The organism is Pseudomonas graminis, from assembly GCF_013201545.1.
Lineage (GTDB): Bacteria > Pseudomonadota > Gammaproteobacteria > Pseudomonadales > Pseudomonadaceae > Aquipseudomonas.
The window spans coordinates 1,241,770-1,259,560 of the sequence record NZ_CP053746.1 but is presented as its reverse complement, the minus strand read 5'-3'; the positions used below and the strand labels follow the sequence as shown (position 1 = coordinate 1,259,560).

Below are 17,791 nucleotides of genomic sequence, written 5' to 3'. Positions count from 1 at the left end.
TTGTTCGCGATTGTGTCAGAGCCGCCCAATGCTGGCAATTGGTCCTTGTAGGAACAAGCCGAACGGTTGATGTACGAATCGACCATTAGATCTGTAAGGCGAGACGGGATGCGGAGGCTGGCGCAGAGGATGGATGCTAAAACGAGTGCGATTGCTGCTGCCGTCGCCATTTCGCCACACCTTGCTCAAGTTGTGCGGGGGTTTCTATTCCTTGTCGCCTGGCGTGGCTGAACAGGATCATTGCGAGCTCTGCGGTCACCAGGGCATCGGCGCTGGCGTGATGACGCTCTTCGGCGTGAAGCCCGAAGAATCGCGTCCAGTCGTCCAGGCCTGCCTGACGCAAATTCGCGTTCGGGCAAATGAAGGGCGCGATGTGAGCGACATCAATGAAGGGGTGCAGCAGGCGATAGCCCAGGCTTTCCTTTAATGCACGCCCCAGCATGTGTTCGTCGAACGCCGCGTGAAACGCCAGCAGCGGGCTGTCACCCACGAACGCCATGAAATCCAGCAGTGCTTCGACCGGCTCGCTGCCTGCGGCAATTGCCGTGGGCCCTAGGCCGTGAAGCAACACGCTGGGGCTGAGTTTGTGATCGGTGCGCATCAGCGTGCGCTCGAACTGCTGCCCCAGATCGATCGCGCCATCTTCGATGACAACCGCGCCGATCGACAGCACTTCGTCTCGCTGCAGATTCAGCCCACTGGTTTCAAGATCGAGAACCACCCAGCGTTGCTGGCGCAGCGTGTTCTGATCCAACGCGCCGGGCCCGGGCAGGGCGCGCAGGCGTTGTAGCTGTTCAGGCGTGAGTTCAGGGGCGACGGCGCGTCTGTGTGGCTTGAGCCAGCGGAACAAATTCATGATCAGTCGCTTACAGTTGGTAGCGCACGGTGAGGCTGGTCTGCAGCCGCTGCGCCTGGCGGAACGACTCACGCAGAATGCGTCGGTCCAGATGATTGAGCACATCCGGGTCGATGCGATTGGAGTACGGCAGGTTTTGCCGGTTCTGCTGCTGATGCTGCTGCATACGGGTTTGCTGAATGAAGTGGTAGGCCTCCTCATACGCCGCACCGTCCAGCGGGTCGATAACCTCCTTGGCCACCAGCTGCCGCAGCCTTTCCAGGGTGTTGCTGGCCTCGACGCCGTTGGCCAGCGCCAGCAACCGCGCGCCGTCGACAAATGGCGTCAGGCCCTGGGTTTTCAGATCCAGCGTGTCTTTTTCGCTGCCTTTGCGGGCGACCACGAAATCCTTGAAACGGCCCACCGGCGGGCGTTGACGCAGGGCGTTGTCGGCCATCATGCGCTGGAACAACGCGTTGTCTGCCACCTGGGCAAGAATGCTCTGACGCAATTGATCGCCGCCGCTTTCATCGCCCCAGACCACGCGCAGATCGAAATAGATGGAAGACGACAGCAGGTTCTCCGGCGTGGCTTCGCGAATGAAGGAGCCGAATCGCCGCGCCCATTCGATACGCGACAGGCACAGCTGCGGATTGCTCGCCATGATCCCGCCCTTGCACAGGGCAAATCCGCACACCGCCAGGCTTTGATTGATCCGCTCGGCGATGGGCAACAACCGACCGCGGATTTCGGCGGCCTCGGCGGCATCCCCGGCCTCGAACAGAATGCCGTTGTCCTGATCGGTGTACAGCGTCTGCTCGCGCCGGCCCTCGCTGCCGAAACACAGCCAGCTGAACGCGATGCCGGGATCGCCTTTTTCTTCAAGCGTGAGCTCGATGACGCGGCAGACCATGTGGTCGTTGAGCAGGGTGATGATCTGGGTGATCTGCGTGGACGAGGCGCCGTGGGCGAGCATTCGGTCGACCAGTTGGACGATGTCGCCGCGCAGGTTGGCCAGCGAATCGATGCGCGGCGCGCTGCGGATGGTGCGCGCAAGATGCACCAGATCCACACGCTGCAGCGAGAACAGGTCGCGCTCGGACACCACGCCGCACAGGCGCTGATCCTTGACCAGACACACGTGAGCGATATGCCGCTGAGTCATGGCAATGGCTGCGTCAAACGCGCTGGCGTCCGGGCTCAGATAAAACGGCGCCTGAATCATGCTGCGCTCAATGGGTTGGCCGAAGTCGGCGTTGACGTCCGCAACGACCTGACGCAAATCGCGCAGCGTGAAGATGCCCAGCGGCGCCTTGGCCTCATCCACGATCACAATGCTGCCGACCTGTTGCTCGTCCATCTGCCGCACGGCCTCGCGCAGCGGCGTATCGGGGGAGCACGTCACCGGATGACGCATCGCCAGTTCACCCAGCCGCGTGTTCAGCGAATATTGGGTGCCGAGTGTTTCCACCGCCTTCTGCTTTACTTGCTGATTCACCTGATCGAGCAGGCTGCTGACGCCGCGCAGAGCGAAGTCGCGGAATTCATTGGAGAGCGCGAACAACTTGATGAAGGCTTGCTTGTTCAGCTGCAGGCAGAAGGTGTCTTCGGCCGCCAGATGTTCGGTCCGCGTGGCGCGTTCGCCGAGCAGCGCGGCGAGGGGAAAGCACTCGCCCGTGGTGATTTCGAACGTGGTCTCGGTGCCGCCTTTTGCCGAGTGAGGGCGCTCACCCACCACGCGCCCTTGTTTGACGATGTAAAAATGTTCTACTGGCCCATCGCTAGGCTTGATGATGCTCTCGTCTGTAGCGTAGAAACGCAGGTGACACTGCTCGACAAGGTAGGCCAGATGGGCGTTTTCCATCTGGTTGAACGGCGGGAATTTTTGCAGAAACTGCATCGTGCCGTGGATGTTCTGCAGAACGGCTGTTTTGCCTGCCTGGGTAAAAGCGTCCGCTTTGCTCATGACCGATACCGCTTGTTTTTATTGACCCCATGGTCGACCGCTTATCGGGCAGTGCCCATTGGACGTAAGTCTTAGGTGACTGCAAAGGCGTTGAATCGCATCGAACCAAGGTGTAATACCGCAGCGATGCAGTTGGCACGAGGCTTTAAGGGCCCGGCATGAAGCCGACAGGATGTGCAGCGTATCAATCGTTTGCGCTGTCAGAATTGAAGTCGACAGGAAGATGAGACGGGTATGTTCGATCACAGTATTTTGAGTGATGAAGAGCGCGAAGCCCTCAATGAGGTAATGCTCGCGCCTGCATCCCAATCGCCACAACGGGTGTTGATCGTCGATGACGACAAGGATGCTCGGGAAGTTCTGGCCGAAATTCTCAGTCTCAATGACATCAGCTGCATCACCGCCGCCGGCGGCACCAGCGCCATGCATTTGCTGCAGACCCGGCCGTCCATTGCGCTGCTGATCACCGACCTGCGCATGGCGCCGTGCGACGGGCTGGACCTGATCCGTCGCGTGCGTGAATCGGACCGTGCGGAGTTGCCGATCATTATCGTGTCCGGCGACGCCAATGTGCGCGACGCCATCGACGCCATGCACCTGAGCGTGGTGGATTTTCTGCTCAAGCCGATCAACACCAAGCAGCTGTTGCGGCTGGTGAAGCGGGAACTGGAAATGGCCTGATAACGCCGCCTTCGGGCTGCGTTTTGCCATAAAAAGTTGTGCAATAAAAAAGGCGGTCTCCACTTAACTGGACACCGCCTTTTTGTTTGGGCGCTGATTACGCGGCGTGTTTCGCCTTGAATTCCCGACGGCGACGGTGCAGGACCGGCTCGGTGTAGCCATTGGGCTGCCGCGTGCCTTCGATCACCAGCTCAACCGCTGCCTGAAACGCGATGTTGCTGTCGAAGTCCGGCGCAAGCGGGCGATACAGCGCATCACCTGCGTTCTGACGGTCCACCACCGGCGCCATGCGCTTGAGACTTTCCATCACCTGCTGCTCGCTGACGACACCGTGGCGCAGCCAGTTGGCAATGTGCTGGCTGGAGATCCGCAGCGTGGCACGGTCCTCCATCAGGCCGATGTCGTTGATGTCCGGCACCTTCGAGCAGCCTACGCCCTGATCGATCCAGCGCACCACATAACCGAGGATGCCCTGTGAGTTGTTGTCCAGCTCGTTTTGAATCTCTTCGGCTGTCCAGTCGGTGTCCGGCGCCAGCGGAATGGTCAGGATGTCGTCGACCGAGGCCGGCGGGCGCTGGGCCAGTTCAGCCTGACGCGCGAACACATCGACCTTGTGGTAATGAAGTGCATGCAGCGCCGCGGCGGTAGGCGACGGAACCCAAGCGGTATTGGCGCCGGCCAGTGGGTGGGCGATTTTCTGTTCGAGCATCGCGGCCATCAAGTCAGGCATCGCCCACATGCCTTTGCCGATTTGCGCGCGCCCTTGCAGGCCGCATTTCAAGCCGATATCGACGTTTGAATTTTCATACGCGCCGATCCACTTCTCAGCCTTCATCTGCGCCTTAAGCACGACAGGCCCCGCTTCCATGGACGTGTGAATCTCGTCGCCGGTGCGGTCCAGGAAGCCCGTGTTGATGAACACCACACGCTCGCTTGCCGCCTGAATGCAGGCCTTGAGGTTGATCGTGGTGCGACGCTCTTCGTCCATGATTCCGACTTTCAGCGTGTTGCGCGGCAGGTTCAGCACAGCCTCAATGCGCCCGAACAACTCGTTGGTGAATGCCACTTCTTCCGGGCCGTGCATCTTCGGTTTGACGATGTACACCGAGCCCGTGCGGCTGTTGGCGCGGGAGGTATTGCCCTTGAGGTTGTGGATGGCCGCGAGGCTGGTCAGCAGGCCGTCAAGAATACCTTCCGGGACTTCGTTGCCCTGATTGTCGAGGATTGCATCGATGCTCATCAGGTGACCGACGTTGCGCACGAACAACAGAGAACGGCCATGCAGCGTGACGGGTTCACCGGTGGGTGAGGTGTAGACGCGGTCGGCGTTCATCGTACGGGTGAAGCTCGTACCGCCTTTGGAGACTTCTTCGGACAGATCACCCTTCATCAGCCCGAGCCAGTTGCGGTATACGATCACCTTGTCATCGGCGTCGACGGCGGCGATGGAATCTTCGCAATCCATGATGGTGGTCAGCGCCGCTTCCATGAGCACGTCTTTGACGCCGGCCGGATCGGTCTGGCCGACCGGGCTCGTCGCGTCGATCTGGAGTTCGAAGTGCAGGCCGTTGTGCTTGAACAGCAGCGCAGTCGGCGTCGAGGCGTCGCCCTGGAAGCCGATCAGCTGAGCATCATCGCGCAGGCCGGTATTGCTGCCGCCCTTGAGGCTGACGATCAACATGCCGTCGACCAGTTTGTAGCCGGTCGAGTCAACATGGGAGCCCGCCGACAGCGGGGCGGCTTCGTCCAGAAACGCTCGGGCGAAGGCAATGACTTTGTCGCCGCGCACCCGGTTGTAGCCCTGGCCCTTTTCCGCGCCGCCCGCTTCGCTGATGGCGTCGGTGCCGTACAGCGCGTCATACAGCGAGCCCCAGCGGGCATTCGAAGCATTGAGCGCAAAGCGTGCGTTCATCACCGGCACCACCAATTGCGGGCCGGCCATGCGAGCGATTTCTTCATCGACGTGTTGTGTGGTGATCTGGAAGTCCGGCGGTTCCGGCAGCAGATAGCCGATTTCCAGCAGGAACGCCTTGTAGGCGGCTGCGTCGTGGGCGTTGCCGGCATTGGACTGATGCCAGGCGTCGATACGCGCCTGGAATTCATCTCGTTTGGCGAGCAGGGCTTTGTTCTTGGGCGCGAGCTCGTGGATGAGCGCATCGGCACCGGCCCAGAATGCAGCGGCGTCGAGGCCGGTTCCAGGAATGGCTTCGTTGTTCACGAAATCCAGCAGGACGTTGGCGACCCGCAGGCCACCGACTTGAACGTGTTCAGTCATTGCTTGCCTCACTCTGCTCAGCTATCTGCGCTTCAATCACGAGCGCTTTCTTGTTAAAGCCATCGACGTCACTGCGAGCCCTTCCAGAACATGCCGGTACGGGCGGCTGGGCGGGGCGGCGGGCACCTGAAGTAAAGCGCGGAAACAGGTTTTGGCCTTGCAGGAACATCGGATCAGGCCTGGATTCGACATCTATGTAGTGAACGCGAAGCGATACTACATGATGAGTTGCGGCGTGAAAATCAGACTGAAAGTGCACCGAGCGACCGAAGTTAGGCACTCGGTCACGCAGCGGTGTTGGATGTTCTCAAAGAACGTACAGATTGTTCCAGATAATTATAAGAATCGTACACAAAAATTCCTGAAGCAGTGACGCCACTGCGCGCCGGGTAGACGTGCCTATACTCCCTGCAATCCATGGGACGTGCTATTAAACAGGTCTCAGTCGCTGCGGATAAAAGGAGTCGTTTGTGGATCATCTTATCGTCACTGTGTCAGCGCCGGACAAGCCAGGCGTGGTCGAGCAGCTCGCGGCATGCATTGCCGATCACGGTGGCAATTGGCTGGAAAGCCGTATGTCACACATGGCCGGGCAGTTCGCCGGGATCCTGCGGGTCAGCGCGCCGGTCGACGCGCATCCGCCCCTGCGCAGCGCGCTGGAAGGGCTTTCGGCAAAAGGCATCCGCGTCCTGTTCGCCGAAGTCCTTCCGGAATCCTTGCCGGAGTGGCGGCCCATCACCATGGAGCTGGTGGGCAATGATCGATCCGGGATCGTGCGCGACGTCACTCGCGTGCTGACCGAGCAAGGCGTCAACCTGGAGCATCTGGTGACCAGCGTGGAGCCAGCACCCATGAGCAGCGAAACGCTGTTTCGCGCCCATGCCGAGTTGGGATTGCCGATGGATCTTTCACTGGATGTGCTGCAACAGCGGCTGGAAACCCTGGCGGATGACCTGATGGTGGAACTGCATTTGCCGACGGACGAGTAAACAATGTCGCCGCTGTAGGCTCTGCCTTTTAGAAGGCCTGCAGCGAATTACCCTATTCCATCAGGCCTGGGCGCGTCTGCGCAGGGAGCGCCAGGCGTCGACGCTGTAGATGATCAACCCGGACCAGATGAAGGCGAAGGTTACCAAGGTGGCCGAGGCCATGTGTTCGTCGTACAGCACAACCGCCAGGGCCAGCACGAGCGTCGGCGCGATGTACTGCAAAAAGCCCAGCGTCGCGTAGGGCAAATGCCTTGCTGCGGCGTTGAAACACACCAGCGGCACGAGGGTCACCGGACCGGCCGCCGCCAGCCAGAGTGCCTCGGATGTGGTCCAGAATTCCGGCTGTGCGCTGTGGGCCAGCGGGTTGAAAATCAGCCAGCCCACGGCCAGCGGCACCAGAATCCAGGTCTCCACCACCAGCCCGGGCAACGCAGCCACGGGCGCTTTTTTGCGAATCAGGCCGTAGAAGCCAAAGGTGAACGCCAGCGCGAGCGACACCCACGGCAGACTGCCCACTTGCCAGACCTGCTGAAGCACACCGATCAACGCCAGCATCACCGCGACCCATTGCAACGGCCGCAGTCTTTCACGCAGCAGCACCATGCCGAGCATCACGTTGATCAGCGGGTTGATGAAGTAGCCCAGGCTGGCTTCGACCATGTGGTTGTTGTTCACGGCCCAGACGTAAATCAGCCAGTTAGCGGCGATCAGCGTGCCGCTGCAGGCGAGAATGGCGAGGCGTTTAGGGTTATCCCGCAGCTCTTGCCACCAGCCGGGATGCTTCCAGACCAGCAGCAGAAGCGAACCGAAGATGGCCGACCAGATCGCCCGATTGACGATGATTTCCAGCGAAGGAACGCTCGCCAGCACCTTGAAGTAAATCGGAAACAGCCCCCAGATGATGTAGGCGCTCAGGCCCAGAATGTACCCGCGTCGCGGGTTGGCAGCTTGCATGGGTGGTCCTTCGGCAAGTTTTTTTGTTGTGGTGTCCTGCAGCGTATTCAGCGTTTCAGAACAGCTTCAGCGGCTCCTCGTTCAGCGCGGACAACTGCTCGCGCAGCGCCAGCACCTGGTCACCCCAATAGCGTTCGGTGCCGAACCAGGAAAAGCTGTGGGGGAACGCAGGATCGTCCCAACGACGCGCCAGCCAGGCGCTGTAATGCAACAGGCGCAGTGCGCGCAGCGGTTCGATGAGCGCCAGTTCACGGGGATCGAAATCGTGAAACTCGTTGTAGCCGTCCATCAATTCCGACAGCTGACTCAGGCAGTCCTGACGATCACCCGCGAGCATCATCCAGACGTCCTGCACCGCCGGGCCCATGCGGCAGTCGTCGAGATCGACGATGTGGAAGATGTCGTCGCGGGTCATCATGTTGCCGGGGTGGCAATCGCCGTGCATGCGGATGTTCTGATGGGGCGTGGCGGCGTAGACGTCTTCGACGCGCTTGAGCAGGTCTTTTGCAACGGACTCATAGGCGGGCAGCAGGCTGCGCGGAATCACGTTGTTGTCCAGCAGGTAGTTGAGCGAGTTGTGGCCGAAGTTCTGCACGCCGAGGGCTTCGCGGTGCTGGAACGGGCGCGTGGCGCCGACGGCATGAATGCGCCCCAGCAACTGGCCGAGACGGTAGAGCTGTTCAAGATTGCCGGGCTCTGGCGCGCGACCGCCACGACGGGGAAAGAGGGTGAAACGAAAACCGGCGTGCTCGAACAAGGTCTCGCCGTTATGGACGAGGGGCGCGACGACCGGGATTTCGACGTCGGCGAGTTCGGCGGTGAAGCTGTGCTCTTCGAGAATGGCTTCGTTGGTCCAGCGATCGGGCCGGTAGAACTTGGCAATCAGCGGCTGCTGTTCATCGATGCCGACCTGATAGACGCGGTTCTCATAGCTGTTGAGCGCGAGAATACGGGCGTCGGTGACAAAGCCGATGCTCTCGACGGCGTCCAGCACCAGGTCAGGTGTAAGTGTTGCGAACGGGTGGGCCATGCTAACTCCTGCGCGCAGCAGGCTGCCGCGTCGGGCCAGTCATGGTAACTCAGGCGTGTTACACCTGACACAGCGCGTTACACCCGTTGCCGTTGATTCAGTGGAATCCCCATCCCGCCGATTGCCTCTTTTGCGGGATGGGGAAGCGCGCTCGTTATGCGCCGATCACGCCGCCATCCTCACGCGTGATCACCATCACCGATGACCTCGGCTTGCCGTTCGGCAAGTGCTCGGGGAAGGTCGAACCGCCGTTTTCACCAGGGTGCTGAATGCCGACGAACAGGGCTTTCTGATCGGGCGCGAAGCTGATGCCGGTTACTTCACAGCCTACTGGCCCGACCATGAACCGGCGGATCTCTCCGCTTGCAGGGTCGGCGCACAGCATCTGGTTATTGCCCATGCCTGCGAAGTCGCCGGCATTGGTGGAGTCGCCATCCGTCAGAATCCACAGCCGCCCGGCCACGTCGAAGCCCAGGCCATCCGGGCTGTTGAACATGTTCTGCGGATTGATGTTGTTTGATCCACCCAGGGGCGTACCGGCATGCACGCCCGGGTTGCCGGCGACCACAAACAAGTCCCACGCAAAGTCCATGGCGGCGGCATCTGACCCGGTTTCCTGCCAGCGCAGAATCTGCCCGTACTGGTTTTTCGCCCGGGGGTTCGGACCGCCGACCGGCTGGCCTTCATCGCCGCGCTTGATGTTGTTGGTCAGTGTGCAATAGACCTGGCCGTCCTTGGGGCTGACGACGATCCACTCGGGCCGGTCCATGCGCGTCGCTTTCACCTGGCTCGCCGCGAGGCGCGCATGAATCAGCACTTCAGCCTGATTGGCGAAACCACTGGCCGCGTCGATGCCGTTCTTGCCGTGGCTCAGTTCAATCCACTTGCCCTGGCCTTTCGGGTGATCGGGATTGCTGTCGCCAGCGTCGAACTGCGCCACGTACAGCGTGCCGTGGTCGAGGATGTCGCGGTTGGCCTTTGGGTTCTTGTGATCAACCTTGTCCCGGCTGATGAATTTGTAGATGAACTCGCCGCGCTCATCGTCGCCCATGTACACCACGATGCGGCCGTCCTTGGTTTCGGTCAGCGCAGCGTTTTCGTGCTTGAAGCGGCCCAGGGCGGTGCGTTTGACCGGCGTGGATTTCGGATCGAACGGGTCGATCTCCACCACCCAGCCATGGCGGTTGGGTTCGTTGGGGTTTTTCGCGACGTCAAAGCGCGGGTCGTGCAGGTGCCAGTTCACTTCCTTGCTGGCGGCCGTCACACCATAGCGTTTGGTCGCGGCGTCGAAGGTCTGTGCCGGATCGCTGCTGCCGAAGCAGTCGGTGAAGTTCTCTTCGCAGGTCAGATAGGTGCCCCACGGCGTCTTGCCGTTGGCGCAGTTCTGGAAGGTCCCGAGGACGTTCTTGCCGGTCTTGTCCGCGGCGGTCTTCAGCCATTCATGGCCGGCAGCCGGGCCGCTCAGGTGAATCGGCGTATTGCCGTGAATGCGCCGGTTGTATTTGGAGCCTTGCACGAACGTCCACTGCTGCCCCTCGCGCTTGACCTCAATCACCGACACACCTTCGCTCGCCTGGGCCTTGTGCACGTCTTCGGCGGATTGGGGGTCTTTGCCGTGATCGAAGAGGTAGCGGTAATTGGTGTATTCGTTGTTGATCGCCATCAGTGCGCGGCCGGCGGTCTCCGGCTTGTCACCGGGGAAGGTAAACAAGCTCATGCCGTCATTGTTGTCGCCGAATTGCAGCTCCTGCATCTTCGCCGTGCCTTTGCCGCTGGGGTCAAATGCCGGGCCGTTGGTGTGCAGCGGCTGGCCCCAACTGATCAGGACCGAGGAACGATAGCCGGGCGGCAGACTGATGCTGTCGGCGGTGGAAGAGGGGATGCTGTCGAAGCCAAGCAGCGTGCTGTTGGCGGCGCTGACACTGGCGGCCATCACGCTGCGGCTGAGCAGGTTGCCCCCGAGAAACATCGCTGCGCCGCACAGGGCGCCCGCGCTGATGAATCCGCGTCGGGTCAGGCCAACCATGTTTTCGAGGTCGGTGGATTGGTTATCTTTTAATAGCGTCATCACGGGCTCCCTGCGGTTTAGGGCGAAACCCTATGCAGTTCGAATGACGTTATTGTGTCGGTCAGATGACGAGTCGGGCGTCGGGCTTGCGTGCAGCGGCGCTTAAAGCGGCGTGCCGAGCAGAATATTCGAGGGCGCAAATTGAACCTTAACCTCACCGCCGACCTTTAGCTGCAAGGCGTGCAGCCGGTCCGCGTCGACCACGGCGCAAAGGATTTGATGGCTGGGAAGAACGATTCTGACTTCGCTCGGGCCATCCTCGGCATTGAAAATTTGCTCGATTTTCCCGGTGAGGCAATTGTGTCCGGTTGTTTCAGGCTGCTCGGGCGCCAGTAACGCCAGCCAGCCGGCCTTGATCAGGGCGAACACATCCGTTCCGATCTCAAGCCCCAGTCGCAGGGTGCTGTCGTGGGTGATCAGCGCCTCGATCGACAAGCCGCCCGCGAGCTGCAACGTGATCATGTCGTTGCGGCCCTGAGAACGAACGCCGCTGACCTGACCATGCAGCTGATTGCGCGCGCTGGTGCGCAGCATCAAGCGGCTGAGCAAGGCGAGGTCATTGGACTCCTCCGACGTTTCCAGCAGTTGGGTCTGCAACGCCTGCAAGCGCTGATAAAGCCGCAGCACCCGCTCGCCTTCGGCCGACAATTTCGCGCCGCCGCCCCCTCGACCGCCGACGCTGCGCTCGACCAGCGGTTGCTGCGCCAGGTTGTTCAGCTCATCAATGGCGTCCCATGTCGCCTTGTAGCTCAGCCCTGCGCTCTTTGCTGCACGGGTGATCGAACCCTGCTCGGCAATGTGCTGCAACAGCGCAATGCGATGGGGGCGACGAACCATGTGCTGGGTGAGGGACGGCGGTAGTGACATAGGGGGTCGGATGCGCTGAGAGTGATGACGCCGGAGTGTAAGGCAAAACGGCTCACGCCCAAATGCCGAGGTTTCTTAACCTCCCGGCCCTTAGTGCCCTGGCTTCGGCGTTCTTGCCAGGCAATACACGTCCACCGATTTTGCGCCGGCCTTGAGCAACAGTTCTGCCAGTGCGTTGGCTGTTGAGCCGGTGGTGAGGACGTCATCAATCAGCGCGAGGTGCTTGCCGCCAATCGGCGTCGCGTCCTTCAGCGCAAAGGCGGACGCCAAGTTGCGCTTTCTGGCTTTCGCATCCAGGCCCTGCTGCGAGGGTGTTTCCTTTACACGGCCAATCACGCGCTCATCGACGGGTAAGTCCAGTCGCGCACCGAGCCAGTTCGCCAGCATCGCCGCTTGATTGAAGCCCCTCTGACGCAACCGCTTTTTGGCCAGTGGCACCGGGACAAGAACGTCGGGTCGTCGCAGGCCTTCATTGAAGCGGTGGTGCAGGGTTTCGCCCAACAGCTCCGCCAGTAGTCGGCCGAGCGGCCATTTGCCCTGATGCTTGAAGCGTGTGACCAGCGCGTCGATCGGGAAGTCGTAAAGCCACGGAGCGACAACTTCATTGAAGGCCGGAGGCTGGCGATTGCAGGCGCCACAGGTCAGACCGGACATCGGCATGGGCAATGCGCATCGGTCGCACTGGTCAATCAGCCAAGGCAGTTCGCGTTCACAGGGCACGCAGATCCCAGTGGTGGAATCAGTCGCTTCATCGCACAGCAAACATTTCTGTGCGTTTTTTAACCAGATGTAAACCTCGCGCCCGTTATGCGGTTGACAGCGCATGTCGCTTCCTTAAATATGCCGAACATCCGTGTTGCGCCTGTGGGCTTTCCGGTTTTGCCGCTGGGCAAAGCCGCCCGGGTCATCGTTCAGAAAACATCAAGGAGCCGCCCATGAGCGCCAGCATCAATGCCAACCTGCGTCACGACTGGAATCTAGCCGAGGTCAAGGCGCTGTTCACACAGCCATTCAATGACCTGCTGTTTCAGGCGCAAACCGTGCACCGCGCTCACTTCGACGCCAACCGCGTGCAGGTCTCGACCCTGCTGTCGATCAAAACCGGCGCCTGCCCGGAAGACTGCAAGTACTGCCCGCAATCGGGCCACTACAACACAGGTCTGGAAAAAGAAAAGCTGATGCAGGTCCAGCAAGTGCTGGAAGAAGCCGCACGCGCCAAGGCCATTGGTTCGACCCGTTTCTGCATGGGGGCGGCGTGGAAACACCCGTCGGCCAAAGACATGCCCTACGTGCTGGAGATGGTCAAAGGCGTCAAGGCCATGGGCCTGGAAACCTGCATGACCCTTGGCAAGCTGGATCAGGACCAGACCCAGGCGCTGGCCGCCGCAGGCCTTGATTACTACAACCACAACCTCGACACCTCGCCGGATTTCTACACCAGCATCATCACCACCCGCACCTACAGCGATCGCCTGCAGACCCTGGCGTACGTACGTGATTCGGGGATGAAGATCTGCTCCGGCGGCATTCTGGGCATGGGCGAATCCCTGGACGACCGCGCTAATCTGCTGATCCAGCTGGCCAACCTGCCAGAGCACCCGGAATCCGTACCGATCAACATGCTGGTGAAAGTGGCCGGTACGCCGCTGGAAAACGCCGAGGATATCGATCCGTTCGATTTCATCCGCATGCTGGCCGTCGCGCGCATCCTGATGCCGCAATCCCACGTGCGTCTGTCCGCCGGCCGCGAAGCCATGAATGACCAGATGCAGGCCCTGGCGTTCTTCGCCGGCGCCAACTCGATCTTCTACGGCGACAAACTGCTGACCACCGCCAACCCGCAGTCCGACAAGGACATGCAGCTGTTCTCGCGTCTGGGCATTCAGCCAGAAGCCCGGGAAGAGCACTCGGACGAGGTGCATCAGGCCGCCATCGAACAAGCGCTGATCGAGCAGAAAAGCAGCGAGCTGTTTTACGACGCGGCTGTTTGAATCTTCATCAGTGGCTTGACTCGAGGCCTGCATGTCCTTTGATCTGAACGCACGTCTCGCTGCCCGTCGTGCCGAGCACCTGTACCGTCAGCGGCCCTTGCTGCAAAGCCCGCAGGGCCCTGAAGTCATTGTCGACGGCAAGAAGCTGCTGGCGTTCTGCAACAACGATTACATGGGGCTGGCCAATCACCCCGAAGTCATCGCGGCCTGGCAAGCCGGCGCCGAGCGTTGGGGCGTTGGCGGTGGCGCTTCGCATTTGGTGATTGGTCACAGCACGCCCCATCACGCCCTCGAAGAAGCACTCGCAGAGTTCACCGGGCGGCCCCGCGCGCTGCTGTTTTCCAACGGCTACATGGCCAACCTCGGCACCGTCACCGCGTTGGTCGGGCAGGGCGACACCGTGTTGGAAGATCGCCTCAATCATGCTTCTTTGCTTGATGCCGGCCTGCTCAGCGGCGCGCGTTTTTCCCGCTACCTGCACAACGATTGCGACAGCCTTGCCACCCGCTTGGACAAAGCCGTCGGCGACACGCTGGTGGTTACCGACGGCGTATTCAGCATGGACGGCGACGTCGCTGACCTATCCGCGCTGGCCAAGGCCGCCAAAGCCAAAAACGCGTGGCTGATGGTCGACGATGCTCATGGTTTCGGCCCACTGGGTGCAAGCGGTGCAGGCATAGTCGAACACTTCGGCTTGGGCATCGATGACGTTCCGGTGCTGATCGGCACGCTGGGCAAATCCTTCGGCACGGCGGGCGCATTCATCGCGGGCAGCGAAGAGTTGATCGAAACCCTGATCCAGTTCGCCCGCCCCTATATCTACACCACCAGTCAGCCGCCAGCGCTGGCGTGCGCAACGCTGAAAAGCCTCGAACTGCTGCGCACCGAACACTGGCGGCGTGAGCACCTGGCGGCACTCATCAAGCAGTTTCGCGCTGGCGCTCAAGCCCTCGGCCTGGCGCTGATGGACAGTTTCACGCCCATCCAGCCAATCCTGATTGGCGACAGCGGGCGCGCGTTGCGGCTGTCGCAGTTGCTGCGAGAGCGCGGCGTGATGGTCACCGCCATTCGGCCGCCGACGGTGCCTGCGGGCGGCGCGCGTTTACGCGTGACATTGTCCGCCGCCCACAGCGAAGCGCAGGTGCAGCTATTGTTGAATGCACTGGAGCAGTGTTTTCCGCTGCTGGGCGTAGACGAATCTTCGGAGCTGAACCATGCGTGATCAGTTGATCCTGTTGCCCGGTTGGGGTCTTGGCGTTTCTCCTCTGGAACCACTGGCGGCGGCGCTGCGCGGACTCGACGAGCATTTGCGGGTCGTCATCGAACCCTTGCCGGACATGGACACTGACAGCCTCGACGAATGGCTTGATGAGCTGGATTCGACAATGCCCGACAACGTCTGGCTTGGCGGCTGGTCGCTGGGTGGCATGCTCGCCGCCGAACTGGCTGCGCGCAGGGGCGAGCGCTGCTGTGGGCTGGCGACGTTTGCCAGTAATGTCTGCTTCGTGGCCCGCAGCGAGTGGCCCAACGCGATGCCACAAACGGATTTCGACGCGTTCATTGCCGGTTGCAAGGCCGACCTGGACGCAACGCTCAAGCGCTTCACCCTGTTATGCGTGCAAGGCGCCGAAGAGCCACGGCCGCTGTCGAGACAACTGAAAGCCTGCGCGCCCCACGGCACCAGTGCCGGTTTGATCGAAGGCCTGAAGCTGCTCGAGCAAATGGACACGCGCAAAGCGCTGCAAGGGTTTCGCGGTCCTCAATTGCACCTGTTCGGCGGTCTAGACGCGTTGGTGCCCGCTGAAGCATCGGCTGATTTGCTTTGCCTCCAGCCTGACATCGAAGTCGGCGTGATCGAGCAGGCCAGTCACGCTTTTATTCTGGAAAACCCGCACGGCGTCGCCGCTGCAGTTCATGCGTTTTTACACGAGTCCGGTGATGACTGATCTTTCCCACTGCGCGGTGCTGAAGGCCGTGAAACAGCAACAGGCATCCGGGCAACACACCCTGCCTGACAAGCGTCAGGTGGCGGCGTCCTTCTCGAAGGCCGCGGTGAGTTACGACAGCGTGGCCGACTTGCAGCGCGCCGTCGGCACCGAGCTGATGACGCGACTGCCAGCCTTGGCGCCCTCTCGCTGGCTGGACCTGGGCAGCGGCACCGGTTGCTTCAGTCGCGCGCTGGCGCAGACGTTTCCTGAGAGCGAAGGCGTTGCGCTCGACATCGCCGAAGGCATGCTGCGTTATGCACGCCCGTTAGGGGGCGCCACTCATTACGTGTCAGGCGACGCGGAGCATCTTCCGCTGCGCGACGCGAGCGTCGATCTGATGTTCTCTAGCCTGGCGGTGCAATGGTGCCCGGATTTTTCCGCGGTGCTGAGCGAAGCGCGTCGTGTGCTGAAACCGGGCGGCGTGTTCGCTTTTGCCAGCCTCTGCGTCGGGACGCTGGTTGAACTGCGCGACAGCTGGCAGGCGGTGGACGGCATGGTCCACGTCAACCGCTTCCGCGAGCGCGAGGACTATCAACGCCTCTGCGCGGACAGTGGTCTGAGCGTGCGCAGCCTCGAAGTCCTGCCCCACGTGCTGCACTATCCCGACGTGCGCAGCCTGACCCACGAGCTCAAGGCATTGGGTGCGCACAACATCAATCCGGGTCGCCCGGGAGGCCTGACCGGCCGCGCGCGAATTCAGGCTTTGATGGAGGCGTACGAAAGGTTTCGTCAGGAAAAAGGCCTGCCCGCCACGTATCAGGTGGTGTACGCCGTCTTGGCGAAGCCTGACATTGATTAAAAAATGATCTATTAGTCAGCGTCCGTCAAACGGGCGCTATAGTAAGCAGGCAATAGTTTGAAATATCTGAACGGATGGTCGCCACGATGAGCGCTGCGTATTTCATCACGGGAACCGACACCGACGTTGGCAAGACCACCATCGCCACAGGGCTTCTGTACGCGGCGCGGCAGTCGGGGTTGAGTACGGCGGCGGGCAAGCCCGTGGCTTCAGGGTGCGACGTCAAACCCAAAGGTCTGCGCAACTCGGACGCCGTCGCCCTGCGTGCCGAATGTTCGATCCAACTGACCTACAACGAAGTCAATCCGGTGGCCTTCGAGCCAGCCATCGCGCCCCATCTGGCCGCACGGGAGGCGGGTGTCGCCCTGACCGTGCAGTCCTTGCTCGGCCCGATGCAGCATATCCTCGACAAGCAGGCCGACTTCACGCTGATCGAAGGGGCTGGCGGCTGGCGCGTTCCACTGGCCGATCAGGCCAATCTGTCTGACCTGGCCATCGCGCTGAAGCTGCCGGTGATTCTCGTGGTAGGCGTGCGGCTGGGCTGCATCAGTCATGCATTGCTGTCCGCTGAAGCGATCGCCAACGACGGTCTGCAACTGGCGGGCTGGGTGGCGAATATCATCGATCCCAAAACGTCACGGCTTGAGGAAAACCTCGCCACGCTCGCGGAGCGTTTGCCAGCGCCGTGTCTCGGTCGCGTGCCGTTCATGAAGAAGGCAACCGCGGAGATGATCGCCGAGCACCTGCATCTGGAGCTGTTGGACTAGCGAGTAATGAGTCGCTGAGTGTGAGGCGCGTAACAAGGCTTAATGCCACTAGTCGCTTCGCAGAGTAATCCAGTCGCTTTGCTGCTTTAATCGCTGTGTTCGCTACGAACAGAGGATCGTGCTTATGCAAATCTCACTGAACAACACACTGTACCCAGGCCTCAGCGCAATGCAGGTCGGGCAGGGCCGTGTCGATCAGGCTGCAACCCAGTTGGCCAGTCCCGCCACCGAGGTGTCAGGGCGCAGTCAGTCTTCGGATTTCCAGCTGGAGCGCCTGCGCTCTGTGGACCGTCCGCAACGCTCCGACATGGCCACCAATGTTGTCGAGCTGACCCAAGGCCGTATTCAAGTCCAGGCTGGCGTGAGAGTCGAAAAAGCCAGCGACGAAATGCTTGGCACGCTGATCGATACCTTCGCCTGATTTGCATTCTCTCGTGCGCTGCGGCGCACGTCGCTGCATGCCACTCTCCTGAATAACGCCTCATTCACGTGCCCATCCTGCGCGCGCTTCAGCCTTTGTTACCCCGACGTTTTCTAGACTCAACGTTCCGGTCTTGACCGCGTGGCGTCGTCTACGCACG

Annotated in this window: 16 protein-coding genes; 8 read left to right on the top strand and 8 right to left on the bottom strand. The window is 61.1% G+C overall.

From position 1 onward, the window contains the following. Positions 1–136 precede the first annotated feature (136 nt). Both FX982_RS05770 and FX982_RS05765 read right to left on the bottom strand, forming a co-directional pair. Positions 137–856 carry a 3'-5' exonuclease gene (locus FX982_RS05770; RefSeq protein ID WP_172609943.1) on the bottom strand — a complete coding sequence of 240 codons (720 nt, stop codon included), beginning with the start codon at positions 854–856 and terminating at the stop codon, positions 137–139. 10 nt (positions 857–866) lie between these two features. Next, on the bottom strand, positions 867–2,801 hold the full coding sequence (locus FX982_RS05765; RefSeq protein ID WP_172609942.1) for a putative nucleotidyltransferase substrate binding domain-containing protein: 1,935 nt from the start codon (positions 2,799–2,801) through the stop codon (positions 867–869). 234 nt (positions 2,802–3,035) lie between these two features. On the opposite strand from FX982_RS05765, the gene FX982_RS05760 reads away from it, so the two are divergent. Further along, positions 3,036–3,482 (top strand): response regulator, encoded by a 447-nt coding sequence (locus FX982_RS05760; RefSeq protein ID WP_163022123.1) that lies wholly within the window; start codon positions 3,036–3,038, stop codon positions 3,480–3,482. Positions 3,483–3,579: 97 nt separating this feature from the next. Here the strand turns inward: FX982_RS05760 and FX982_RS05755 are convergent, their stop codons facing one another. Next, a complete protein-coding gene (locus FX982_RS05755) occupies positions 3,580–5,757 on the bottom strand; it encodes a malate synthase G (RefSeq protein ID WP_172609941.1) in 2,178 nt (725 codons plus the stop codon). Between the two features lie 470 nt (positions 5,758–6,227). Between FX982_RS05755 and FX982_RS05750 the strand changes: the two genes are divergently transcribed. Beyond that, positions 6,228–6,746 (top strand): glycine cleavage system protein R, encoded by a 519-nt coding sequence (locus tag FX982_RS05750; protein WP_172609940.1) that lies wholly within the window; start codon positions 6,228–6,230, stop codon positions 6,744–6,746. A gap of 60 nt (positions 6,747–6,806) precedes the next feature. On the opposite strand, the gene rarD is transcribed toward FX982_RS05750, so the two are convergent. The 5 genes from rarD to FX982_RS05725 form a co-directional block, all read right to left on the bottom strand. Then, positions 6,807–7,700, bottom strand: a complete 894-nt coding sequence (gene rarD / locus FX982_RS05745; RefSeq protein WP_172609939.1) for an EamA family transporter RarD — start codon at positions 7,698–7,700, stop codon at positions 6,807–6,809. A 55-nt stretch (positions 7,701–7,755) separates the two neighbouring features. Beyond that, complete coding sequence (locus FX982_RS05740) at positions 7,756–8,730, bottom strand: serine/threonine protein kinase (RefSeq protein ID WP_172609938.1); 975 nt, start codon at positions 8,728–8,730, stop codon at positions 7,756–7,758. 154 nt (positions 8,731–8,884) lie between these two features. Then, entirely contained in the window at positions 8,885–10,798 is a 1,914-nt protein-coding gene (locus FX982_RS05735; protein WP_172609937.1) for a PhoX family protein, read from the bottom strand. Positions 10,799–10,900: 102 nt separating this feature from the next. Continuing rightward, on the bottom strand, positions 10,901–11,665 hold the full coding sequence (locus FX982_RS05730) for a TOBE domain-containing protein (protein WP_172609936.1): 765 nt from the start codon (positions 11,663–11,665) through the stop codon (positions 10,901–10,903). Positions 11,666–11,755: 90 nt separating this feature from the next. After that, positions 11,756–12,490: a ComF family protein gene (locus tag FX982_RS05725; RefSeq protein WP_172609935.1), complete on the bottom strand. Its 735-nt coding sequence runs from the start codon at positions 12,488–12,490 to the stop codon at positions 11,756–11,758. 110 nt (positions 12,491–12,600) lie between these two features. On the opposite strand from FX982_RS05725, the gene bioB reads away from it, so the two are divergent. From bioB to FX982_RS05695, 6 genes are all read left to right on the top strand, one after another. Beyond that, the gene (gene bioB, locus FX982_RS05720) at positions 12,601–13,656 is read left to right on the top strand and encodes a biotin synthase BioB (RefSeq protein WP_172609934.1); all 1,056 of its coding nucleotides are present in this window, start codon (positions 12,601–12,603) and stop codon (positions 13,654–13,656) included. Positions 13,657–13,687: 31 nt separating this feature from the next. Continuing rightward, positions 13,688–14,878, top strand: coding sequence for an 8-amino-7-oxononanoate synthase (gene bioF, locus FX982_RS05715; RefSeq protein ID WP_172609933.1), 1,191 nt, complete (start codon positions 13,688–13,690; stop codon positions 14,876–14,878). Further along, positions 14,871–15,602 (top strand): alpha/beta fold hydrolase, encoded by a 732-nt coding sequence (locus FX982_RS05710; RefSeq protein ID WP_172609932.1) that lies wholly within the window; start codon positions 14,871–14,873, stop codon positions 15,600–15,602. Before bioF ends, FX982_RS05710 begins: the two co-directional genes overlap by 8 nt. Continuing rightward, on the top strand, positions 15,595–16,443 hold the full coding sequence (gene bioC, locus FX982_RS05705) for a malonyl-ACP O-methyltransferase BioC (RefSeq protein ID WP_172609931.1): 849 nt from the start codon (positions 15,595–15,597) through the stop codon (positions 16,441–16,443). Before FX982_RS05710 ends, bioC begins: the two co-directional genes overlap by 8 nt. A gap of 86 nt (positions 16,444–16,529) precedes the next feature. Next, positions 16,530–17,210, top strand: coding sequence for a dethiobiotin synthase (gene bioD / locus FX982_RS05700; RefSeq protein ID WP_074886878.1), 681 nt, complete (start codon positions 16,530–16,532; stop codon positions 17,208–17,210). A 124-nt stretch (positions 17,211–17,334) separates the two neighbouring features. Further along, complete coding sequence (locus FX982_RS05695; protein ID WP_122536514.1) at positions 17,335–17,631, top strand: pyrroloquinoline quinone biosynthesis protein PqqE; 297 nt, start codon at positions 17,335–17,337, stop codon at positions 17,629–17,631. Positions 17,632–17,791: the final 160 nt, after the last annotated feature.